The sequence below is a fragment of the Parasphingorhabdus sp. genome (genome assembly GCF_059726685.1).
In genome coordinates this window covers 1,569,458-1,590,925 of the sequence record NZ_AP041068.1, presented here as the reverse complement: position 1 = coordinate 1,590,925, position 21,468 = coordinate 1,569,458, and the positions used below count along the sequence as shown (strand labels likewise).

The 21,468-nt window shown below is 52.8% G+C and carries 20 protein-coding genes; 11 read left to right on the top strand and 9 right to left on the bottom strand.

Annotated elements, in window-relative coordinates; translation table 11 throughout:
• The first annotated feature begins 7 nt into the window (after positions 1 to 7).
• The 3 genes from AC6I9Z_RS07870 (at position 8) to AC6I9Z_RS07860 (ending at position 3,966) form a co-directional block, all read left to right on the top strand.
• Positions 8 to 445, top strand: coding sequence for a nuclear transport factor 2 family protein (locus AC6I9Z_RS07870; RefSeq protein ID WP_461454984.1), 438 nt, complete (start codon positions 8 to 10; stop codon positions 443 to 445).
• Positions 446 to 745: 300 nt separating this feature from the next.
• Positions 746 to 2,281 (top strand): Do family serine endopeptidase, encoded by a 1,536-nt coding sequence (locus tag AC6I9Z_RS07865; RefSeq protein ID WP_461454982.1) that lies wholly within the window; start codon positions 746 to 748, stop codon positions 2,279 to 2,281.
• Positions 2,282 to 2,385: 104 nt separating this feature from the next.
• Positions 2,386 to 3,966, top strand: coding sequence for a helicase HerA-like domain-containing protein (locus AC6I9Z_RS07860; protein WP_461454980.1), 1,581 nt, complete (start codon positions 2,386 to 2,388; stop codon positions 3,964 to 3,966).
• 9 nt (positions 3,967 to 3,975) lie between these two features.
• On the opposite strand, the gene AC6I9Z_RS07855 is transcribed toward AC6I9Z_RS07860, so the two are convergent.
• On the bottom strand, positions 3,976 to 4,377 hold the full coding sequence (locus AC6I9Z_RS07855) for an acyl-CoA thioesterase (protein WP_461454978.1): 402 nt from the start codon (positions 4,375 to 4,377) through the stop codon (positions 3,976 to 3,978).
• Positions 4,378 to 4,514: 137 nt separating this feature from the next.
• Between AC6I9Z_RS07855 and AC6I9Z_RS07850 the strand changes: the two genes are divergently transcribed.
• A complete protein-coding gene (locus tag AC6I9Z_RS07850) occupies positions 4,515 to 5,228 on the top strand; it encodes a glutathione S-transferase family protein (protein WP_461454976.1) in 714 nt (237 codons plus the stop codon).
• A gap of 16 nt (positions 5,229 to 5,244) precedes the next feature.
• Here AC6I9Z_RS07850 and AC6I9Z_RS07845 read toward each other — a convergent pair whose 3' ends face one another.
• Together AC6I9Z_RS07845 and queF are read right to left on the bottom strand one after the other, a co-directional pair.
• The gene (locus AC6I9Z_RS07845; RefSeq protein ID WP_461454974.1) at positions 5,245 to 6,333 is read right to left on the bottom strand and encodes a glutathione S-transferase family protein; all 1,089 of its coding nucleotides are present in this window, start codon (positions 6,331 to 6,333) and stop codon (positions 5,245 to 5,247) included.
• Position 6,334: 1 nt separating this feature from the next.
• Entirely contained in the window at positions 6,335 to 6,805 is a 471-nt protein-coding gene (gene queF, locus AC6I9Z_RS07840; protein WP_461454972.1) for a preQ(1) synthase, read from the bottom strand.
• 121 nt (positions 6,806 to 6,926) lie between these two features.
• On the opposite strand from queF, the gene AC6I9Z_RS07835 reads away from it, so the two are divergent.
• The 5 genes from AC6I9Z_RS07835 (at position 6,927) to AC6I9Z_RS07815 (ending at position 13,434) form a co-directional block, all read left to right on the top strand.
• The gene (locus tag AC6I9Z_RS07835; RefSeq protein WP_461454970.1) at positions 6,927 to 8,336 is read left to right on the top strand and encodes an LPXTG cell wall anchor domain-containing protein; all 1,410 of its coding nucleotides are present in this window, start codon (positions 6,927 to 6,929) and stop codon (positions 8,334 to 8,336) included.
• Positions 8,337 to 8,408: 72 nt separating this feature from the next.
• A complete protein-coding gene (locus AC6I9Z_RS07830) occupies positions 8,409 to 9,938 on the top strand; it encodes a cryptochrome/photolyase family protein (protein WP_461454968.1) in 1,530 nt (509 codons plus the stop codon).
• A gap of 143 nt (positions 9,939 to 10,081) precedes the next feature.
• Positions 10,082 to 10,918, top strand: coding sequence for a 3-mercaptopyruvate sulfurtransferase (gene sseA / locus AC6I9Z_RS07825; protein WP_109356175.1), 837 nt, complete (start codon positions 10,082 to 10,084; stop codon positions 10,916 to 10,918).
• Between the two features lie 27 nt (positions 10,919 to 10,945).
• Positions 10,946 to 12,142 (top strand): cystathionine beta-lyase, encoded by a 1,197-nt coding sequence (gene metC, locus AC6I9Z_RS07820; protein ID WP_461454966.1) that lies wholly within the window; start codon positions 10,946 to 10,948, stop codon positions 12,140 to 12,142.
• The gene (locus AC6I9Z_RS07815; RefSeq protein WP_461454964.1) at positions 12,139 to 13,434 is read left to right on the top strand and encodes a mechanosensitive ion channel family protein; all 1,296 of its coding nucleotides are present in this window, start codon (positions 12,139 to 12,141) and stop codon (positions 13,432 to 13,434) included. The genes metC and AC6I9Z_RS07815 overlap by 4 nt, the downstream gene beginning before the upstream one ends.
• A gap of 397 nt (positions 13,435 to 13,831) precedes the next feature.
• On the opposite strand, the gene AC6I9Z_RS07810 is transcribed toward AC6I9Z_RS07815, so the two are convergent.
• The gene (locus AC6I9Z_RS07810; RefSeq protein WP_461454960.1) at positions 13,832 to 14,068 is read right to left on the bottom strand and encodes a hypothetical protein; all 237 of its coding nucleotides are present in this window, start codon (positions 14,066 to 14,068) and stop codon (positions 13,832 to 13,834) included.
• On the opposite strand from AC6I9Z_RS07810, the gene AC6I9Z_RS07805 reads away from it, so the two are divergent.
• The gene (locus tag AC6I9Z_RS07805; RefSeq protein WP_461454958.1) at positions 14,067 to 14,843 is read left to right on the top strand and encodes a TorF family putative porin; all 777 of its coding nucleotides are present in this window, start codon (positions 14,067 to 14,069) and stop codon (positions 14,841 to 14,843) included. The genes AC6I9Z_RS07810 and AC6I9Z_RS07805 overlap by 2 nt on opposite strands.
• 85 nt (positions 14,844 to 14,928) lie before the next feature.
• Here AC6I9Z_RS07805 and AC6I9Z_RS07800 read toward each other — a convergent pair whose 3' ends face one another.
• From AC6I9Z_RS07800 to AC6I9Z_RS07780, 5 genes are read right to left on the bottom strand one after another with little or no spacing between them, the layout of a single operon-like run.
• Entirely contained in the window at positions 14,929 to 16,452 is a 1,524-nt protein-coding gene (locus AC6I9Z_RS07800) for an ATP-binding cassette domain-containing protein (protein WP_461454956.1), read from the bottom strand.
• 20 nt (positions 16,453 to 16,472) lie between these two features.
• Complete coding sequence (locus AC6I9Z_RS07795; RefSeq protein ID WP_461454954.1) at positions 16,473 to 17,273, bottom strand: ABC transporter permease; 801 nt, start codon at positions 17,271 to 17,273, stop codon at positions 16,473 to 16,475.
• Entirely contained in the window at positions 17,270 to 18,190 is a 921-nt protein-coding gene (locus AC6I9Z_RS07790; RefSeq protein WP_461454952.1) for an ABC transporter permease, read from the bottom strand. The genes AC6I9Z_RS07795 and AC6I9Z_RS07790 overlap by 4 nt, the downstream gene beginning before the upstream one ends.
• A gap of 6 nt (positions 18,191 to 18,196) precedes the next feature.
• On the bottom strand, positions 18,197 to 19,342 hold the full coding sequence (locus AC6I9Z_RS07785; RefSeq protein ID WP_461454950.1) for an epoxide hydrolase family protein: 1,146 nt from the start codon (positions 19,340 to 19,342) through the stop codon (positions 18,197 to 18,199).
• Positions 19,343 to 19,379: 37 nt separating this feature from the next.
• Complete coding sequence (locus tag AC6I9Z_RS07780; protein WP_461454948.1) at positions 19,380 to 20,249, bottom strand: 3-hydroxyacyl-CoA dehydrogenase NAD-binding domain-containing protein; 870 nt, start codon at positions 20,247 to 20,249, stop codon at positions 19,380 to 19,382.
• A 218-nt stretch (positions 20,250 to 20,467) separates the two neighbouring features.
• On the opposite strand from AC6I9Z_RS07780, the gene AC6I9Z_RS07775 reads away from it, so the two are divergent.
• Entirely contained in the window at positions 20,468 to 21,466 is a 999-nt protein-coding gene (locus AC6I9Z_RS07775) for a DUF1176 domain-containing protein (RefSeq protein WP_497811337.1), read from the top strand.
• The last annotated feature ends 2 nt before the right edge of the window (positions 21,467 to 21,468 follow it).

The window sequence follows — 21,468 nt, the reverse complement described above, 5'->3', positions numbered from 1 at the left end:
GACTTTGATGTCCAACCGGGATATCGTGAACGCCTATTATGAGGCGCTCGCCCGGTTGGACGTCGACGCGTTTGAAGCGCTTCATCATCCTGATGTTATCTATAATGTGTCCGGCAACACCATTATCTCCGGCCGCTATGACAGTTTCGAGGCACTGAAAACCATATTACCACTGATTTTTGACGCTCTCGATTTCAAACAGTTTCAGTTTGCGGAAAACTGGAAGATCATGAATGACGGACCCGATGGCACCACGGCAATCATGGAAGCCAAGGGCGTTGCAAAAAATGGCAAGCGCTATGATCAACGTTACGCCCATATTTTTACTTTCCGCGATGGCAAGATAGCATCCGTCCACGAATTTTTCGATACACAGTTGGCAAATGAATCGCTGGACTTTATCGGTAAGCCGCCTTGTCAAACCGATGGTGATTTCAGGCTGTGACGGCATTTCATAAGTAGAAATACCGCCAAACCGCAAGCCAACGACTACAATTGTCGTTTTTTTCTGCAGAAAGACGAGGTTTTTCGATAAATTGGCTATTTTTGGCTTGCGAATGCCGTTTGTCACACCCAGATATCTGGGACGGGGTCTAAAATCACCTATCTTATAGGCGATCTTAATGATCGACTGTGGTAACATTCAAATTCGGTTCATAAATTTTGCGCCAATAATTTATGTAACTTGAAGGATTTTGGTATCGAATCTTAATTGTCGATACCGTCAAATTGAGAGGAATATATTGTGCGTTACGCTTACGGAATTTCAGCAGCTTTGCTTTTGGCGGGAGGAGCAGCGGCGTTAACCGGCATCGGGTCAGCCGGTGCCCAGGTCGCTGCCAATGACAGTCAGGTCATCAGAGCCGCTGCGCCGCGCCCAGGCGCGCCGATGAGCTTTGCCGACCTGACCGAGCAATTGCAGCCGGCCGTTGTCAACATTTCCACCACACAGCGCGTGCGGGTAAGAAATAATCCATTTGCCGGCACGCCGTTTGATGGTCTGTTCGGAAACCGCCGCGGTGGTAGCAATGGTGGACAGACCCGCCAGGCCCAATCCCTTGGTTCCGGCTTTATCATTTCCGCTGACGGCTATGTAGTCACAAACAACCACGTGGTCGCTCCCGGAAACCGCAATGCGACGATTGAAACAATCACCGTCATCATGCCGGATCGAACAGAATATGAAGCAACCTTGGTAGGTCGGGATGCAGCATCTGACATCGCCGTTCTGAAAATCAATGCAGACAAAGACCTGCCTTTTGTCAAATTTGGCGATAGTCAAGGCGCTCGTGTCGGCGACTGGGTTATTGCAATCGGCAACCCGTTCGGTCTTGGCGGAACAGTAACCACAGGCATTTTGTCAGCCATTCACCGGAACACCGGACAAGGCGGCGCCTATGACCGTTTCCTGCAGACCGATGCATCCATCAACCGCGGCAATAGCGGCGGGCCGATGTTTGACCTTAACGGCAATGTGATCGGTATCAACAATGCCATTATCTCGCCAACCGGCGGCAATGTTGGTATTGGCTTTGCCATCCCCGCAGAAGTTGCTGTTCCGATTGTTAACACTTTGCGCAAAGGCGAAAAAGTTGAGCGAGGCTACCTCGGGGTACAAATCAGCCCGTTGACCGAAGATCTGGCCGACTCACTGGGTCTTCAGAAGAATCGTGGTGAATTTGTGCAGCGCGTTGAGCCTGGCGAAGGCGCCTCTAAAGCCGGTATTCAGGCGGGCGATGTTATCGTGAAGGTCAATGGTCAGGTTGTTACCCCGGATCAGACGCTGTCCTATCTGGTTGCCAACCTGCCTGTCGGCACGAAAGTTCCGATTGAGTTGCTGCGCGACGGCAAGACGGTGAAAGTCAATGCGACACTTGGTGAAAGACCATCTGAAGAAGAATTGGCGGCGAGCAGCTTTGATCCCGATGCCGAGGATCCGATGGGCACGGACGAAGATGGGGCTAGCGCCGAAGCAACAGCCGAAGCGCTTGGACTGTCGGTCGTCGATCTAACACCTGCCATTGCGCGTCAAATCCGTGTTCCCTCTTCACAAAAAGGTGTTGTTGTCTCAACGGTCGACCCCAATAGCGACGCCGCTCGCAAAGGGATCAGGCGCACCACGGTTATCATCAGTGTAAACCGTCGTCCGGTTAATACCGCATCGGATTTGGACAAAGCGATCAGCGCTGCTAAACGGTCAAACCGTGAAGCCGTATTACTGCAAGTCAGACAAGGCAGCCGTGATCCAAGATTTGTTGGTGTTCGACTGAATGACGAATAACGCAAGTTCAAAATTGTAACATTACCCAAAGGCCAGCGTATCCCGCTGGCCTTTTTGCTGGGTGATGGATATCCTTCCCACTCAGATATTTGAGGGGATTCGCTATGGCTGGTGCAACAGAGATATTTTTAGGATTGGGTGGCGACGAACGCCAAAGCCTGAACCTCAAACGCGCCAATCGCCATGGCCTGATCGCCGGTGCCACCGGAACCGGTAAAACCGTGACCCTGCAGGGCATGGCCGAAAGCTTCTCCGCCAATGGTGTTCCGGTCTTTGTCGCAGATGTGAAAGGCGATCTGGCCGGCGTCTCAATGGCTGGCTCCTCCACCTTCAAACATGCTGACAAGCTGGAAGGGCGGGCCAAGGAATTGGGCATGGATGACTATGCCTATTCCGATAATCCTGCGATTTTCTGGGACCTTTATGGCAAACAGGGTCATCCGATCCGTACGACAATCACAGAAATGGGGCCGTTGTTGCTGGCGCGCCTGATGGACCTCAATGACACGCAGGAAGGCGTGCTCAACATCGTCTTTCGCTTTGCCGATGAAGAAGGCCTGTTGCTGCTCAATCTCGACGACTTGCAGTCTATGCTGGCTTATACCGCCGAAAACGCGAAAGAGCTTTCGGCCAAATATGGCAATGTCAGTAAAGCCAGTGTCGGAGCAATCCAGCGCCAGTTGCTGCAACTTGACAGTCAGGGCGCGGGCCAGTTTTTTGGTGAACCGGCTCTGGAAATTGATGATTTCATCAAATGCGATGATCAAGGTCGCGGTTATATAAATGTCCTGGCCGCCGATCAGTTGATGCGCAGCCCGAAACTCTATGCAACTTTCCTGCTCTGGCTGCTCGCGGAACTGTTCGAAACGCTGCCCGAAGTCGGCGATCCGGAAAAACCGAAACTGGTATTCTTCTTTGACGAAGCGCATCTGCTGTTCGAAGACGCTCCAAAAGCTCTGGAAGACAAGATCGAACAGGTCGTACGATTGATCCGGTCAAAAGGCGTAGGTGTCTATTTTGTCACCCAGAACCCCGTCGACATTCCCGAGGATGTCGCCGGACAGCTGGGCAATCGTGTGCAGCATGCCCTGCGCGCCTTTACCCCTCGGGACAAGAAAGCGATCAAGGCGGCGGCCGATACATTCCGAATCAATCCTGATCTGGATGTCGAGGAAGCGATTACCGAGCTGCGCGTCGGTGAAGCTTTGGTGTCAACTTTGATGGAAGATGGCGCACCGTCTATTGTCCAACGGACATTGATCAAGCCGCCGCGGTCTCGCCTGGGACCGATCACAGCCAAAGAGCGCGCGATCATGCAGTCCATTTCGCCCTATGATGGCAAATATGATGAGGAGATAGACAGGAATAGCGCCGAGGAGATATTGGCTCAAAAAGTCATCGACGCTACCGAAACCGCCAAAGAAGTCGAGGAAAAGGGCGAAGAGGAAGTCCGCAAACAACCGCGCAAGAGCAAGAGTATCTGGGAAAAAGCGCTGAGCCGCGGATCCAAAGTCGCCCTGGGCTCAGCCGCCAGCATTGCCGCCTCCACCATGCTCGGCAAAAAATCACGTGCCAATCCTATGCGATCCGGTGTTACCTCGGCAGTTGGTTCGATTGCGACCGATCTGGCTGGGCCGGTAGCTGGACGGTTTGTTCGCAATCTGATCGGCGGGTTGATGCGCTAAGCGTTCAATTCAGTCTTTGCTGCCAAAAAAATTGGCGGCAATATCCTTGGCGATTCGCATTGGACGCAGTGTATCTGCGTCAACACAGCACCAGCTGGATTGCACCTCAGCGAGTACATCTTCGCCCCGGCGGATAACCGTGCTGTAAAAAGCGCGCGCGCCATGGACTTTTTCCAGCAGCACTTCGGCAATCACATCATCGTCCAAAAAGGCCGGTTTTCTGTAGGTTATCTCATGTTTCAATGCGACCCACAAATGTGTCGCCACCGCCTCTGACGGCGCGATTTTTTCCCAATGGGCGACAACAGCGTCCTGCACCCATTTCAGGTAGTTGGCATTGTTCACATGGCCCATGAAATCGATATCATCAGGTTCTATGGCAATGTTGTAGTGATGGGGGATGCTGCTCATGGTGCTAATAATAATGTTAGCCGCGGGCGATTGATAGGGCAAAAGCAAAAAAGCGACATGACGTTGCATTATGATGCCGGATGGCAACAATTTTTTATGATATGTCGTTGGTGGATGAATCGACGGGGAACATGAAAATGGCCATTAAATATGTACAGTTCCAATCGGGTTTTGGCGTACCGAACCCGAGCCCCTTTTGCATGAAGGGAGAGATTTTTCTGAAGATGGCGGGGGTCGAATATAAGACCGAAATCATGGACGACCCGCGCAAAGCGCCAAAGGGCAAGCTACCTTTCCTGGTCGATAATGGCATCGAAGTTGCCGACACAACATTGATCAGACGCCATCTGGAGGACAAATATGGCGCCGATTTTGATGCCGGTCTCACGGAGGAACAGCGCGCCATTTCCCATGCGATGGCCCGCATGGTCGAAGAACGACTGTATTGGGTGACCCTCTATAGCCGCTGGATTGATGACCATAACTGGCCGATTATCAAGGATTTCTGGTTCGGTAGCATGCCGCCGATCATTCGCAACATCGTGCCGGTTGTTGCACAAAGACAGGTGAAAAATGGACTGCAGGCCCATGGCATAGGGCGACATGCAGAGGAAGACATCTATGCCTTTGGCGCGGCTGACCTGTCGGCTTTATCGGCGCAATTGGGCCAAAACCCATTTATGTTCGGCGACAGGCCGAGCAGCCTGGATGCGATCGCCTATCCGATTATTGCCAACAGCCTGATTGAGAAACTACCCGGACCGATGCTCGATGCTGCAAAATTGCATTCTAACTTTGTACCTTACGTGCAACGTTGCAGCACCTTATGGTTCCCTGATGATCAACATTGAGGCCCGGTTTTACCGACTATGCCAGCGCCAGTTTGAAATTTTCAAACGCCAAGGGTCGTTCCAGTGCAAAAGTCTGAAACCCTTGTGCGCCTTTGATAGAGGATAGAAATTCATCTACAGCCAATCTGTCAGCTGTATCCAATCCCTGATAATAATCCAGTGCGCGTTGCAGCATCCACAAGCTAAACGGCGGCGCGATCCGCTGACCCGTCACATCTTCTACGGTGAAATCCGCCATGCCGACAACGCGGGGTATCTCTGCCCCTTCGTTGGCCTCTGCCCATGCACCAAACATATGGGCGGTGGTTTGCAAAAATGGCATTTGCTCGCCCATCATCCGTTCCAGCACCGGAATCAATGTATCTGGCACCTCATCACCCGGCAAGAATTCCCCAGATAAAGGCGCTTTGACATCAACCATGCGTTCAACCCATACCGCAACCCGCGGCGCCAAGCGTTTCATAATCTCGCCCGATGCCGGATCGCGATAAAGATGCGCATAAAGCGGACCGATTAGACCATAATCCCCAATAGATGGTCGCGATCCCAACAGGTAATCATGTTCCGCAAAATGCCTATCTAGGTCAGCCAATAGCGCTTCATAACTAGCCTCTATGGCGGGTATCGTTGCCGGGTTAATCCCCAAGACCGGACAGAAACCTTTAAAATTGGACCCTACGCCTCGCCCGATAACGAGCTGCTCCTCCTTACTCGCATGGGGCGCTGAAGATGCGCCAAATTCGCCGTAAACCCACTCTTCATTATAGTTCCAACGGTAATGCATCGCCGGGATCACCAGCCATTCATCACCGAAAGTTTCTAGCAACAATGCGATAAGCCGCTGTTTCGGCGTGTCCGGATAAACAGAAGGGCCATCTGCAACGTCTTCAAAATAGTCGATGATACAGGTCGTATCCTGAATGGTCTGGCCATTATCAGTATCCAATACTGGAATTACAGGACGGCCGACTTTCGGAACGATAATATCTTTGTAGACATCGCCCGAAGCAAGCACTTCTTCATAGTCTATGCCCTTCCAGTCAAGATAGGACCGGGCCTTACCGGAATAGAGGGATAGCGGCGCCGCGTATAATTTGTGGGTCATATCAGCCCCTTCCTCTGTAAGATGCAACGCCCTGATCCGGAATCCAGAGCCCTTTGGGTGATTCTCCCGACTGCCAAAAAACATCGATCGGAATACCGCCTCTAGGATACCAGTAACCACCGATACGCAGCCATTTCGGCTTCATTTCAGAGAAAAGCCGCTGGCCAATGCCTACAGTGCAGTCTTCATGAAAGGCCGCGTGATTGCGGAATGATCCCAAGAAAAGCTTCAACGATTTGGATTCGACAATCGTCTTGTCCGGAGCATAATCAATGACCAGATGCGCAAAATCAGGCTGTGCAGTCACCGGACAAAGCGAGGTGAATTCCGGTACCGCAAAGCGTGTGAGATAGAGCTCTCCATCTCGCGGATTTGGGACATAGTCCAAGATCGCTTCCTCGGGAGATGTTGGCAACGCGCTGTCCTGACCCAGGAAACGAGGCGCTACTTCGGGCGTGTCATTATCTGTCATGCAGGTCATCTAATGCACGGGGCGGCTCATGTCATCCCTGCTCGCATATTCATTGATGGTTCAGCGAATGAAGCGGTAAGAATGCCGTTCAGGGTCACGAAGGGCGATGGCAATAAATTTCATGAAACCAATGATGCGCGCAAGATCGCTGGCATTGATGATTGCCGGTGTGCTGGGACTGTCTGCGGCATATGCACCATCTGCACAGGGTCAGGCCATACCCCGGTCATTGCCGCCGGAGCCGCTACCCGAACTCCCTTCCGTTAGCGATTATTCATTGCCGCCGGGCGACAGTCAGACGCCTGCCAGCAATCAGGTCGAGGGGCCGGTCGAAGAGAACGCGGCACCGCCACAGGCTACGCCAAGTCCCGGCATCATTGAACCGAGTGCTCAACCGGTACCCGTCACACCTTTGCCACAGGCCGAAACCACTCCAACAAATAGCAATTCAAATCAGTCAACGCCGCAGGAAAATGCGCGCCCGAGTACACCGGTCAATTCCGCTCCGCCCGTCACATCAACGCAGCAACCAAACAGCAATTCAAATGCTGCCCCGACGCCTCGCGCGCCATCCATAAACGAAAATCAGCCAGAACCCGGTTTCACGACCGATTTACCCGGTCAGCCGCTGCCGTCAGACGAACCAGCTCCGGATATCGCGCCGGAGGCCGATCCATCCGTAACGCCTCCTGCAACAGGTTTTGAATCCAATATCTTCTATTATCTCGCCGGAGGCTTAGCTCTTCTGCTGTTTGGCGGGTTGGGAATATTTTTCTGGCGGCGCAAGGCAGCCATGCCCGTCCAGGAAGAGGAAGTTGTTGACGATCTGCAGCCTGAGCCAGCGGCCCAGCCGGTGCTCGTGCCGACCTCTCGTAAGCCGGTGCCCAAAATCTATTCACTGCCCAATCCAGCGGAACCCGAGAAACCGGCACCAATATCATCGGACGGTTTTATCGTATCTAGTCTGAACACTGCTCCCGAAGCGGCACCCACTGCCCCGCCACCTCCGCCAGCGAACTTAAAACCAACAGGTGGAGCAAAAAAGGCTTCATCCGATCATCTTCAAATAGAGTTTACCGCCAACGGAGCGTCCTCGACGCTGCTGAATGCAGTCCTCAACTATACGATCACCCTCACCAATATGTCAGACGAAGATATGCGGGATGTTTGCCTATCCGGCCTGATGATGCAGGCAGATTCCGAAATTGCCAGAAATCATGATGAGCAAAAGGGCGAGCTGCTTCATAAGACTCAAAGCCTGCCCGCCGGCGAAACTGCAACCCTCGAGGGAGATATACGCCTGCCGCTCAGCGCCATCCGCCCGATCACATTCAAATCACAGGCGTTGTTTATACCTCTCGCCCGATTTGTGGTTCAGTATACCGACCATCAAGATGTCGAGAACGAGCAGTCTGCATCGTTTATTGTAGGCCGGGAATATGAGCCGCCGCGGCCGAAAATGGCTCCCTTCAGACTTGATCTTGGACCGCGAAGTTTCAGTCCTGTTGGACAGCGCGCACTAAACACCTGATAGGCAAAAGTTCCACACTTCTGCACCAAAGCACAGACTGCTTTTTAATCGATACTCTGCCAACAACCCGGCATGTCTAAGAAAACTCTCATCCCCATCCTTGGTGACCAACTGTCCCATGGTATCTCCTCATTGTCTGATCAAGACCCTGATAAATCCATCCTGTTGATGATGGAGGTTGATGCTGAAACCACCTATGTGAAGCATCATAAAGCCAAGATAGTCTATATTTTTTCGGCAATGCGGCACCATGCTGCCGCTCTGCGCGAACGTGGCTGGATAGTCGACTACGTATCCCTGGACGATCCTGAAAATACCGGCAGTTTTACCGGCGAAGTGGCCCGGGCACTGGAACGGCATCCAGTGGAGTCAATCCGCATCACCGAGGCGGGTGAGTGGCGGGTGATGTCGATGATAGAAAACTGGCAGGACCAGTTTAACGTTCCGGTTACCATCTGCCCCGATGACCGCTTCATCGCCACCCATCAGGAATTTGAAGAATGGGCGGAGGGCAAGAAACAGCTGCGGATGGAGTTTTTCTATCGCGAGATGCGCCGTAAAACAGGACTCTTGTTGGATGACGATGGCAAACCGGAAGGCGGAAAATGGAACTATGACGCCGAAAATCGTAAACCAGCACAAAGCGATTTGATGATGCCGCAACCGATCCGGTTTCAACCCGACGAAATCACACAAGATGTGCTGAACCTCGTGGCTGAGAAATTTACCGATCATCCCGGCTCACTCGATCATTTTCACTTTGCTGTAACCCGCAAAGAAGCGCTGCGCCAAAGACGTAAATTTCTGGATCACGCACTAGCTCAATTTGGCGATTATCAAGACGCTATGCTGACGGGTGAACCGTTTCTCTGGCACTCTATCCTGTCACCTTATCTCAATAGCGGCCTACTGGATCCGCTTGACCTCTGCCGGGAGGTCGCAGACCTTTATGCGGATGGCAAAGTACCGCTCAATGCGGCCGAGGGTTTCATCCGCCAGATTATCGGCTGGCGCGAATATGTCCGCGGCATATATTGGCGCGAAGGACCTGATTATGCACAGCGCAATTTTCTGGAGGCTCGGCGCCCCCTGCCCGGCTTTTACTATACCGGCGATACCGACATGTTGTGTTTATCAGAAGCGATCGGGCAAACATTGGACTTTGCTTATGCTCATCACATCCAGAGGCTGATGATAACGGGCAATTTCGCATTAATTGCCGGGATTGATCCACACGCAGTTCATAAGTGGTATCTGGAAGTCTATGCTGATGCTTACGAATGGGTCGAACTGCCCAACACATTGGGGATGAGCCAATTTGGCGATGGCGGGATTATTGCTTCGAAACCATATGCCTCATCTGGCAACTATATAAACAAAATGTCCGATCACTGCGCGTCCTGCCGCTATGATGTAAAAAAACGCGTTGGTGAGAATGCATGTCCATATAATGCGCTTTACTGGGATTTTCTCGCCCGCAACGAGGTCAAGCTGAAGGATAATAACCGTTTGGCCATGCCTTATCGCACGTGGAACAAGATGGACGCCGATGCCCGGAAGCAGCTTCGCGGCAGTGCCAAAAAGTTTCTGGAACAGTTATAAATCAATCATTTGCCGAAAAGCCACATAAGCTGTGGATTCCATCTTCAATGCGTTATAGCCTCGACGGCTTGAACACGAATCGATAAACGTTGATATTTCGAAGCAGAGGCAATTTGATCCTCCGCTTGCATAAGGAGCATAAAATGGAATTGCTGGTAACAACAGACTGGCTTGCAAATGAACTGGGCGCATCGGATTTGCGCATTGTTGATGCCACCAAATTCATGCCCGATGCGGGGCGCGATCCTGCTGCTGAATATGAAGCTGGCCATATTCCAGGCGCTGTTTTCATGGACCTCAGCGAGCTTACAGATACCAGTAACCCTGTCGAAAACATGTTGCCGCCGCCGGAAAAATTTGCCAGCCGCATGCAATCTCTCGGCCTTGGTGACGGTAGTCGCATCGTTCTTTATGACGACAGTCCTCTGAAAAGCGCTGCTCGTGCGTGGTGGATGCTGACCATATTTGGAGCCCATGAAGTCGCCATATTGGACGGCGGCATTGCTAAATGGAAATCCGAAGGCCGTCCGCTTGAAACCGGTAAGGAGGCGTTGCGCCACCGTCATTTCACGGTCTGGAAAGACGACAAGGACATCCGCACCAAAGCCGACATGCTGGCAAATCTGCACAGCAAGGGTGAGCAGGTTATCGACGCGCGCCCCGCGGCGCGTTTCTCCGGCGCAGAAGAAGATCCGCGTCCCGGCATTGTATCCGGCAACATTCCGGGTTCCGTCAACATCCCACATAGCGAATTTTTCAATGCCGATGGCACCTGGAAAAGCGCCGATGAAATGAAAGCTCTTTTTGACGGAGCAGGCGTTGATCTTGCCAAGCCGGTCGTTACGACCTGTGGTTCCGGCATGACAGCTGCGGTGGTATCCTTTGCTGCTGCGGTGGCGGGCGGCGAAAAAGTGGCACTCTACGATGGCAGTTGGGCCGAATGGGGTGCTGACGCGGATACGCCCAAAGCAACCGCCTGATGTTTTTGGAGGCTATTGGAACAGCAATTGACCGATAGCTCGCAAAACTCGAAAAAGCCTGCAACACAGGCAGTCACCAGCGGCAGGCGCAAGGAATGGACCGAGGCGGTGGTCAATCCGCCCGTCTGGCGCGCCAGCACGCATCTCTATGACAGTGTTGCCGATTTAAGAGCAGGCCTCTCATCTAACGCTGACGGTCAGTTTTTCTACGGTCGGCGCGGTTCCCCTACACAATGGTCTCTGGCCGATGCACTCACCGAAATGGAGCCCGGTGCCGCCGGTACCATGCTCTACCCTTCCGGTGTCGCAGCCATTGCCTGCGCGATGTTGGCGGTCGTCAAGCCTGGAGACGAAGTGCTGCTCACAGACAGCAGCTATGATCCAAGCCGCAGCTATGCCGATGCCTTCCTGAAACGCATGGGTATAACGGCGCGCTATTATGATCCGCTGATTGGTGCTGAGATTGGCAGCCTTTTCACTGACAAGACAAAAGCGATATTGCTTGAAAGTCCAGGCAGTCTGACTTTTGAAGTACAAGACGTTCCGGCAATTTGCTCGGCAGCAAAAGAAGCCGGCATTACAAGCCTGTTGGACAATACATGGGCAACGTCCCGCTTTTTTCCGGCTTTGAGTAAAGGTGTTGATATATCCATTGTGGCTGCCACAAAATATATCGTCGGTCATAGCGATGTCATGATGGGGGCTGCGACAACTCATGACAAATATTGGACGCGACTTCGGCGCACAGCGCAGCGACTGGGTCAAGTTGTTTCTCCGGATGATGCCTATCTGGCTGCCAGGGGATTGCGGACTTTGGAAGTCAGGTTGAAACAGCACGAACAATCGGCACTAACCATCGCTCATTGGCTGAAAGAACGGGATGAAGTCGGGCTGGTATTACATCCCGCCCTGCCAGATTGCCCGGGACATGAAATCTGGAAGCGCGACTTTGACGGGGCATCAGGGTTGTTTTCCTTCCAGTTGATCGACGGCGATGAAAAGTCGAGAGCGGTTTTTATAGATTCGCTGGCTCTCTTTGGCATTGGATACAGCTGGGGTGGCTTTGAAAGTCTGGCTCTACCCGTTGATCCCGGCAAATATCGCACCGCCACCGAGTGGACGATGAAGGGTGCGTTGGTGCGACTTCATGTTGGCCTTGAAGATCCCGACGATTTAATCGCCGATCTTGCCAAAGCCTTTGAACACTATAACAATGCCTTATGATGCAAGAAATCGTCCGTTATCTTGAATCCCTCGCGCCAGATACGCCGCGCAATGTCCAATATATAGAAAGCGGTATCGCTGCTGGCCTGGTCGCATTCGCGCTGGTTTGCGGCTGGCTCCTCAGCAAATATATAGGGCCGAAGCTGCGGCATATCTGGGAGACGCGAGCAGGTTACGAAAGCGATCTGGCCGGACGCCGCATCCGCGACATGACGCGGCGAGCGACGACCTTTATATTGTGCGGTTTCTTCCTCGCGATATGGCAATGGCAGCTTATCCCGCAGGTTATCTTTGCTCTGACCATTGCAATTACCATGGGTCTGTTCACAAATGATCTGATCCGCGGGGTCCGGATGCCGGACTGGCTCGGCACCGCCATGGGGCTCACCGTCTTTGTCTCAGCGGCACTCGGCCTTGTCGGGAATATTGACCGCATTACCATCGCGCTGGAGCGAGTTGGCATTGATGTGGGGACCAACCGGATATCACTGCTAGCCGTCGTCACGACCATCATGACAGCAGTCATTCTACTCGCCGTCGCCCGTGTATTGATGAAACTTGTCACTCATGTCATCGGCAATAGCGATCTCGATGGAGCGCAAAAAGTGCTTGGCCAGAAACTGGCAACCGTTGCCATACTGGCCGCCGCTTTCATGCTGGGCCTTGACGTTTTGGGCATCGATCTCACTGCACTGGCGGTCTTTTCAGGTGCATTTGGTCTGGCCATCGGTTTCGGGATGCAGAAAACGATCGGAAACTTGATTGCCGGGATCATCCTGTTGATGGACCGGTCAATCAAGCCCGGTGACGTGATCGCCGTTGGTGACAGTTTTGGCTGGGTCAACAAAATCGGCGTTCGCGCGGTGTCTGTGCTCACCCGAGAAGGAAAAGAACATCTGATTCCCAATGAAAATCTAATGACGCAGGAGGTGGAAAACTGGTCCTATTCGAACAAGAATGTCCGGATCAGCATTCCGGTGGGTGTTTCATACGATAGCGATATGGATCAGGTCATTGAACTGATGAAGCAGGCTTGCGTCGATGTTCCTCGCGTTCTCAATCATCCAAAACCGGTGGTCTGGATGCTCGAATTTGGCGACAATAGTGTGAACTTTGAAATTAGGTGCTGGATAAAGGATCCGGAATCAGGTGTCGGCAATTTCAAGGCAGCCGTGCTCAAAAGGGTCTGGGACCTGTTCAAGGAAAATGACGTAGAAATTCCGTTCCCGCAGCGCGATGTGCACATCAGATCACTTCCGGAGACGGGAGCCGTCCAGATTTCGGCCAAATAGCTGATCTATTTTTGAAGCAGATCCAGGGTTCGGCGTCCGGACATTTGGATTTCCTGCATCAACCTCTGGGCAGCAATATCGACTCTGCCTCGCCCCGTTGAATTCAAGTGCAGCAAAGCCTTCGCCCCTGATTGCGCCATCACAGCCAAATCATCACATCCACGATCAAAACATTTCCGGGTCATCGGCAAGCTATGCCTGTAGGCCGATTCCATGGCCGCAGGGTCAGATAAAACCAATGCATGAGAATCCGACGCATTTGTCATATGCGCTACAAGTCCGACAACCGATTCGACAGCCTGCAGGCGTTCAAAGCTGCCGACAAAGCCGCTGCTACAATTGTCCGCCTTTTCTATAGAATCAATTTTCGACATAGCTGTCTGATAGGTTGCCATAGTTAACAAGCCCTAAACAGAGCGGTTTGCGGCCAATCAGTCGCATGATGCTGATTTGCAACACTATCAAAATATGTCATATTTGCTGTCATTTTTTTGTTGTGCGGCGCAGCAATATGATGCAGCTTTTTCCTGCATGTTTTGAGATTGTCTGTCGTCGGCTCTGTTGACGCAATAAAAAGACAACCGGGACAAATTCCAGGAGGGGCGATACGCATCAACCAGAAAGGGATTTTCATGCGCACGTCCACAAAAGCCAAATTTGGCAAAAAAACTAAATCGGGGATCATTGGTCTTTCGGCTATTTTACTAGCAACCGCAGCATCACCTGCTCTCGCTCAAGAAGTTGAAGGCAGCGGAATTACGATTTCCGGAAATGCTGCTCTCACATCTGATTACCGCTTCCGCGGCCTGTCTTTCTCAGACGGCGACATTGCTGTTCAGGGCGGAATTGATGTCGCTCATGAAAGTGGCTTCTACATCGGTACCTGGGCCTCTTCTATCGAAGATAGCGCAACCTTTGGTCACACAGAGCTTGACCTCTATGGTGGTTGGTCCGGTGATGTCACAGATGGCCTCACGCTTGACGTTGGGCTGCTCTACTATGTTTATCCGAATGGTGAAGGCGGAGCTGCTGGTCCGAGTGACTATTTTGAACCCTATGCTTCTGTTTCGACTACGCTCGGCCCTGTTGAACTGACATCCGGCCTCGCTTACGCCTGGTCGCAGGACAGCCTCGGAAACAGTGACAATATTTACATCTATACTGGCGTTTCTGGCGGCATTCCAAATACGCCGATCACACTAAATGCAAATATTGGTATCAATGATGGCTCATTGGGTAACCCTGTTGGTGTCTTTGGTGATGACAATTACATTGATTGGATGCTTGGTGCCGATTGGGCGATTACCGAGAACCTCACCGCCAGCGTCGCTTACACCGATACAGACGCGCCATCGGTCAATAACTTCACTGACAGCGCAGTCGTATTCACATTAGGCGTATCCTTCTAAAACCCATTGGGTCTGAATTCACACTTAGGTTCGTCATAAAAGGTCGCTCTCGGGGGAGAGCGACCTTTTTTTCGGCCTATGTAGTTCAGCTGGCCGCGACTAGTTTCTGGGTGGATACCGCTTGCGGGTTGCCAATTACAGACTCCATCTCCCCCGTCTCAACAATATGACCTTCTTCAAGCACTACGATCCGATGACAGAGGCGCCGCGCAGAGGCGATGTCATGCGTGATGAAGATAAGGCTGATTTCCTTGCTCCGCTGCAGTTCGGCAAGCAGTTGCAAGATGGATGACCCGACCAGCGGATCAAGAGCAGAGGTTGCTTCATCGAGAACCAGTAGTTCGGGACCGGCTATTATCGCCCGGGCTATAGCCACACGTTGCGCCTGACCGCCGGAAAGGCTTGCCGGTTTACGATCAAGATACTCTTCGCCCAATTTTACATCATATAGCGCTTTGAGCACCATCTCTTCACGAGTTTGCTGGTTGATATCCGGTCGCAGGTTTTTCAGTGGTTCTGAGATGATATCACGCAGTTTCCATTGCGGATCCAGACTCGCAACCGGGTCCTGAAATACGGGCTGAATCAGTGCCCGCATAGCAAGATTCCGGTCGCGACGTTCGGGCAAATGCTCTCCCCGCCAGCTGATCACCCCCGACGTAAGCGGACCAATTCCCGCAATGGCTCTTCCCAAAGTGGATTTGCCAGATCCGGAACCACCGACGATGGCTAGTGCTTCGCCCTTTCTCACGGTCAAGGACGCATCTACGACAGCTTCAATTTTACCGCGTCGCCAGCCCGGTTTTGGAAAAACGATATTTACGTCTTTGGTATCGATCAGGACATGGCCAGTCGCGGGAAGGTCAGGCGCCGGTTCATCCAGTCGCGGCGTCGCCGCCATCAGTCGCTTGGTATAATCTTCTTGCGGGCGCGTGATCAAATCGACCGTGGGGCCACTTTCCACCACCCTGCCCTCTTCCATAACAATCAGATGATCAGCGTGATTCTCTACCGAGGCAAGGTCATGACTGACCAGTAACATCGCAAGCCCCTGCTCTTCGCGTAGCTCATCTAGCAGCGTCATGATCTCTCCGCGCAGGCTGGCGTCAAGCGCACTGGTCGGTTCGTCAGCGACAAGCAATTTAGGCTTGTGAGCAATTGCAGCCGCGATCATGACACGCTGACGTTCCCCTCCCGATAACCGATGAGGAAACTGGTCGAGTCGTTCATCCGCTCGTGACAGACCTACCCGTTCCAGTTTTTGCGCCAGATCGTGCCTGGACAAGGCCGGTGGTCCGGCCTGGGCCGCCGCTTCCTTAAGCTGTGCACCGATGGTCAAATGCGGCGTCAGTGCCGTCAATGGCTGTTGAAATACAAAGCCTGTCAAATGGCTGCGGAGCTTCATTTGTTGATGCGCGTTCGCCTTTAACAGGTCGATGCCGTCCAGCTTGATGGAACCGACCGCTTTACCCGGAGTCAGGCCAAATGGTGTCAGGCAGGAAAGGCTTTTTCCCGAACCGGACGCACCGATAATCGCCGTGCATTTACCGGCTTCGACCGAGATATTGACGCCTTCTACCAGTTGCCTGCCATCAATTTGAATGGCCATGTCACGTATCTCATAAAGGCTCATGAGAAGGTATCTCGCAGGCGTTCGCCCTCAATTGTCAAACAAACCAGAATGATAACCAAAAGTCCGCCGGGTAACAGCAAACCCAAGGGCGTCATATCCATGTCATCGGCGCCTTCCTTGACCAATATGCCCAGCGATGTCAGAGGCTCCTGCACACCCAAACCCAGGAATGAAAGGAAGCTCTCGACCATGACTACCTGCGGTACGGTAAGCATCAAATAGGCCAGCGCAACGCCGGCGATATTGGGCAAGACATGTTTCAGGATAATGGTACGTGGCGGCGTTCCAGCGGCTTCAGCAGCCAATATGAAAGGCCTCTGTTTTAGTGCCATCACCTGTCCACGCACCACACGCGCCATGGTTAGCCACTCAACCAGTCCAATACCAATAAAGACCAGCAAAATCGAGCGGCCGAAAATCACCATCAGCAGAATGACGATGAACATGAACGGCAGCGCATAGAGCGCATCGACAAAACGCATCATCGCTTCATCAACCTTTCCGCCAACCCAACCCGCAGTTGCGCCCCAGGCGATGCCGACGACCAGAGACACCAGAGCGGCCGCTATCGCGACCATTAGCGTGACCTGCGTCCCGGCAGCAAGGCGCGCGAGCCGATCGCGGCCTATCTCATCTGTGCCAAATATATGCGATCCGCTGAAAGCAGGCGCACGCACGGCCTCCCAGTCAATTTGATCATAGGTCCACGGCGATACGAGCGGTAGAATCAACGCCAGAGCGATCAGGACCAGAACCACCCATAGCGGCCAATGAACGCGATTTAGCAACCGCCTCATCCGTCCCGCATCCTTGGATCGAGCCAGCCATAAATCAGGTCAGCAAACAGGTTAAACAGGATAATGAGCGTGGCATAGAGCGTCACCACGCCGAGAACCAAAGGATAATCCCGGTTTAGCGCGCCCTGAACAAAATAGCGGCCCAATCCCGGCAGCCCGAAGACAGTTTCCACCACCACGGCGCCAGTAAGCAAACCCGCTGCAGCCGGTCCTAGGTAGCTGGCCACCGGAACGAGCGCCGGACGCAACCCATGTTTGAACAGGATTTTCGTTTCAGGCAGTCCCCGCGCCCTTGCGGTGCGTATATGGTCCTGTTTCAGCACTGTCGCCAGACCCGCTCTGGTCAGTTTGGCGATGGCCCCAGAAACCGGCAGCGCCAGGGCAACCACCGGCATGATCAGCCAGGACCAACCTTCCCCTGTCCCCGAGACAGGCAACAATCCCAGCCAGAGTCCGAAAAGCAAAGCCAATGCCGGCCCGGTAACAAAGGTCGGCAATGCAGTTGCAACGGTTGCCAGCATCATAATTGTCTTGTCAGCCGCCTTGCCAGCCCGCACCGCTGCAAACAGCCCGGCGGAAACTCCAATCAGCAATGCCAAAGCTATCGCCAGACCGCCGAGAGTCAGTGATATCGGCAATCCCTGTGCCACAAGCTCGGAAACCGTAAAATCGCGATAAACCAGTGATGGTCCAAAATCACCCTGCGCCAGCCGTGAAATATACAGCCAGGCTTGCTCCCAAAGCGGTTTATCAAGGCCATAGGCAGTTTGCAGGGCGGCCTGTGTCTCCGGCGGCAACGGTCGTTCACCGTCAAATGGACCACCCGGGGCCAGCCGCATCAGGAAAAAGGAAGTCAATATGATCGCAAGCAGCGTCGGGATCGCTGTCATCAACCGTCTTGCGACCAGCGCTAGCATGGGGCGTTACAGCTCCATCTGGCCAAAACAGCCGCGCACTTCGTTGATGAACAACTCGGGCACTTCCATTGCAGCGAAATGACCGCCTCTGTCGGCTTCACCCCAATATTGCAGGTTTTTAAACCGTTGTTCTGCCCAGCGACGGGACGGGGCCATAATCTCGTTCGGGAAAATACTGCATCCTGTTGCAAGATCGACGGGATCGACATTGGGATTGCCAAAACTCTCCCGATACAGTCTCGCTGAGGAAGCTCCGGCATTGTTGAGCCAATAGAGCATGATATTATCGAGCAAGCGATCACGATCAAAACTCTCATCGGGCGTCATCGCCCCATCAGACCAACCCTGAAATTTCTCAAGGACCCATGCCATCTGGCCTACGGGAGAATCCGCCAGACCATAGCCCAGTGTCTGCGGCTTGGTGCGCTGAATCTCAGCATAACCACCGCCCTGTGTTTGATATTCAGCGAAGCGCGCTAGCGACGCCTGCTCCTCTGGCGTGGGATTTTTCATCACTTCGTCCGGCGGTGTTCCGACCACGACGAGGTTAATATGGATGCCCCCACAATGACCGATATTCTGCACCCCTATGGCAGATGTTACCAAAGCGCCCCAATCTCCGCCCTGCGCAAAATAGCGGTCATAGCCCAGCCGCGTCATCAACACATCCCAGACGCGCGCGATCTTCTCTGCGCCCCATCCGGTTTCGGTGGGTTTGCCGGAAAAACCATATCCGGGCAGTGAAGGAATGACGAGATGATAGGCGTCCCCCGCATCGCCGCCATGGGCAACCGGATCTGTCAGCGGACCGATAACGTCCATAAATTCGACAATCGATCCTGGCCAACCATGGGTCATGATCAATGGCCGTGCATCCGCTTCGGGCGAGCGAATATGCATGAAATGAATATCGACCCCGTCAATCTCGGTCATATGATGCGAATACTGGTTTAGGGCCGCTTCACAGCGCCGCCAATCATAGCTCTCGCGCCAATAGTCGGTAACTTGCTGAACATAAGCCAGCGGTATGCCCTGAGACCAGTCGTCTACCGGTTCTGGATCAGGCCAACGGACGCTTGCCAACCGAGCTTGCAAATCGTCCAATGCCGATTGCGGAATATCAATCTGAAAATCCCTGATATCATCGCTCATCGCATCGTCTCCATTTCATCCAGCTTACATCGCCATATTATATCGTAGGCGTCGGCACTTCACCCGAATAATCGTAAAAGCCTTTACCGGTTTTTCGGCCAAGCCAACCAGCCTCGACATATTTCAGTAATAGAGGTGCCGGACGATATTTGGGATCGCCAAAATCGTTTTGCAGCACACGCAAGATTTCCAGCAACGTATCAAGCCCAATCATATCCGCCAAGGTAATAGGCCCCATCGGATGACCAAGGCCCAATTGTACGCCGCGATCTATGTCTTCCATAGACGCGGTGCCTTCGCCCAGTGCAAAAAATGCTTCATTGAGCATGGGCAGTAATATTCGGTTGACTACGAAGCACGGCGAATCTTTGGCCAGAACCGCCTGTTTGCCGAGCGCCTTCACATAGTCGTTAGCCATGGCGACGCTGTGGTCGCTTGTTGCCAGGCCGCGAATGACCTCGACCAAGCCCATTAACGGTACGGGATTAAAGAAATGTACGCCAATGAAGCGGGACGGGTCTTTAACAGACTGTGCCAATCGCGTGATGGATATAGACGATGTGTTGGTGGCCATAAGCGATTGATGGCCCAAGACTTCAGAAGCTGCTCCAAAAATCTGGCGCTTGATATCCTCCCGCTCGGTGGCCGCTTCGATAATGATATCCGCGCTTGCCATCGGATCCAGAGAACCGATCGTTTCGATCCGGTCCAGAGTAGTTTGCGCCACCTGTTGCTCAATCTTCTCTTTGTCGACCAATCGCGACAATTGTTTGGCAATCCCGGCCTTGCCCTTCTCGGCTATCTCCTGATTCATATCAGACAAGTAAACATGGTATCCGGCCTGCGCGGAAACCTGCGCAATTCCTGCTCCCATTTGTCCTGATCCAATGATACCGATTGATTTCATTTGCCGTCCTTTTTCCTTATCATGACTGAGCCGTTAATGCTGATGTAACAAGGCACTAGCGATTGTCGAGCAAACTGGCTAGATTGCAAATATGTCCCCTATTATTTCTACCATTGCCCTTATGGCACTTGCGGCGACAACAGCAGCCAGCGATGCGCAGCCGATCCCTAATCCGGGTGAGGTAAAGGTCTTCAAAGATTGGTCGGTAGGCTGTGACAATGGGCGGCGCGTGTCAAGCGATCTCCTTGGTCGATGATGCCAGCCGAGGTTTTGATGATTGGGGTGGCCCGATTACTATTACCCGCACGGCTGGCGCAAATGATGTTTTAACAATCCGGGCGCTGTTAAAAGTCACGGGCATCGGACGTTATGATCTGGTCGTGGACGGCAAAGTCATAGTCACTGGCCCTATGGCCGAGGATGACTACCCTGTCGAAATTACGGGCGAAGAAGCCGAGAAAGCGGCAACTGCTATCGCTCGTGGCCGAAAACTGGAAATCAGAGCCTCAAATGGAGATAGTTTGACGAAGATATCTTTATCAGGCTCTACCGCCGCGCTGCGATATATTGATCAGCAACAGAAACGAGTGCGCACACCGACCGCTTTAATATCCAAAGGTCGCCGTTCATTCAGGCCCGAAAAGAAAGAAGTTCCAGTTGTAGTTGTTGACCAATGGGCACCCGCGAAACGGATTCCTGCAACAACTGAAATCGTTGATCTGGTAGAGAATTCTCCCTGCAAGGATGAAAGATTTGGTGTCGTCGAGGATCAGATATTTCCTTTGGGTCAAAAAGATGGTCGCTATCGTGCGCTCATTTTGATGTCATGTGGTTCTGGTGCCTACAACTTTTCTAGCGCCGCCTATATTGGCGAAATTAAAGGAGATGAGAAAGAGGGCGCCAGTTGGGCATTCCGTCCGGCAACCTATGACCTGCAACCCGCCTGGGGCGGCGAAGATCGACCACCCTTGCTGGTAAACGCCCATTGGGAAGAAAATCGTCAAATCTTGAGCAGCTTGGCAAAAGGTAGAGGCATTGGCGATTGTGGCAATGCCGAGAGCTTCGTCTGGGATGGCGAGCAATTCCGTTTGATCGAAGCCAGTGGTATGCGGGAATGTCGCGGAGCCTATAAGTGGATCACTACCTGGCGCGCAAAATATCAAAAGGCCGAAGAGCTGGCCCAGCAAATACCGGCCGCTGAAGAAGCCGTAGAATAGGT

Coding starts and splice junctions, on each gene's coding strand:
- sseA (WP_109356175.1), top strand. CDS start 10,082: ATGGAATTGCTGGTAACAACAGACTGGCTTGCAAATGAACTGGGCGCA.
- AC6I9Z_RS07810 (WP_461454960.1), bottom strand. CDS start 14,068: ATGAAAATCCCTTTCTGGTTGATGCGTATCGCCCCTCCTGGAATTTGT.
- AC6I9Z_RS07860 (WP_461454980.1), top strand. CDS start 2,386: ATGGCTGGTGCAACAGAGATATTTTTAGGATTGGGTGGCGACGAACGC.
- AC6I9Z_RS07850 (WP_461454976.1), top strand. CDS start 4,515: ATGGCCATTAAATATGTACAGTTCCAATCGGGTTTTGGCGTACCGAAC.
- AC6I9Z_RS07845 (WP_461454974.1), bottom strand. CDS start 6,333: ATGACCCACAAATTATACGCGGCGCCGCTATCCCTCTATTCCGGTAAG.
- AC6I9Z_RS07855 (WP_461454978.1), bottom strand. CDS start 4,377: ATGAGCAGCATCCCCCATCACTACAACATTGCCATAGAACCTGATGAT.
- AC6I9Z_RS07790 (WP_461454952.1), bottom strand. CDS start 18,190: ATGCTAGCGCTGGTCGCAAGACGGTTGATGACAGCGATCCCGACGCTG.
- queF (WP_461454972.1), bottom strand. CDS start 6,805: ATGACAGATAATGACACGCCCGAAGTAGCGCCTCGTTTCCTGGGTCAG.
- AC6I9Z_RS07835 (WP_461454970.1), top strand. CDS start 6,927: ATGAAACCAATGATGCGCGCAAGATCGCTGGCATTGATGATTGCCGGT.
- AC6I9Z_RS07795 (WP_461454954.1), bottom strand. CDS start 17,273: ATGAGGCGGTTGCTAAATCGCGTTCATTGGCCGCTATGGGTGGTTCTG.
- AC6I9Z_RS07830 (WP_461454968.1), top strand. CDS start 8,409: ATGTCTAAGAAAACTCTCATCCCCATCCTTGGTGACCAACTGTCCCAT.
- AC6I9Z_RS07780 (WP_461454948.1), bottom strand. CDS start 20,249: ATGAAATCAATCGGTATCATTGGATCAGGACAAATGGGAGCAGGAATT.
- AC6I9Z_RS07815 (WP_461454964.1), top strand. CDS start 12,139: ATGATGCAAGAAATCGTCCGTTATCTTGAATCCCTCGCGCCAGATACG.
- AC6I9Z_RS07785 (WP_461454950.1), bottom strand. CDS start 19,342: ATGAGCGATGATATCAGGGATTTTCAGATTGATATTCCGCAATCGGCA.
- AC6I9Z_RS07870 (WP_461454984.1), top strand. CDS start 8: ATGTCCAACCGGGATATCGTGAACGCCTATTATGAGGCGCTCGCCCGG.
- AC6I9Z_RS07805 (WP_461454958.1), top strand. CDS start 14,067: ATGCGCACGTCCACAAAAGCCAAATTTGGCAAAAAAACTAAATCGGGG.
- AC6I9Z_RS07775 (WP_497811337.1), top strand. CDS start 20,468: ATGGGCGGCGCGTGTCAAGCGATCTCCTTGGTCGATGATGCCAGCCGA.
- AC6I9Z_RS07800 (WP_461454956.1), bottom strand. CDS start 16,452: ATGGCCATTCAAATTGATGGCAGGCAACTGGTAGAAGGCGTCAATATC.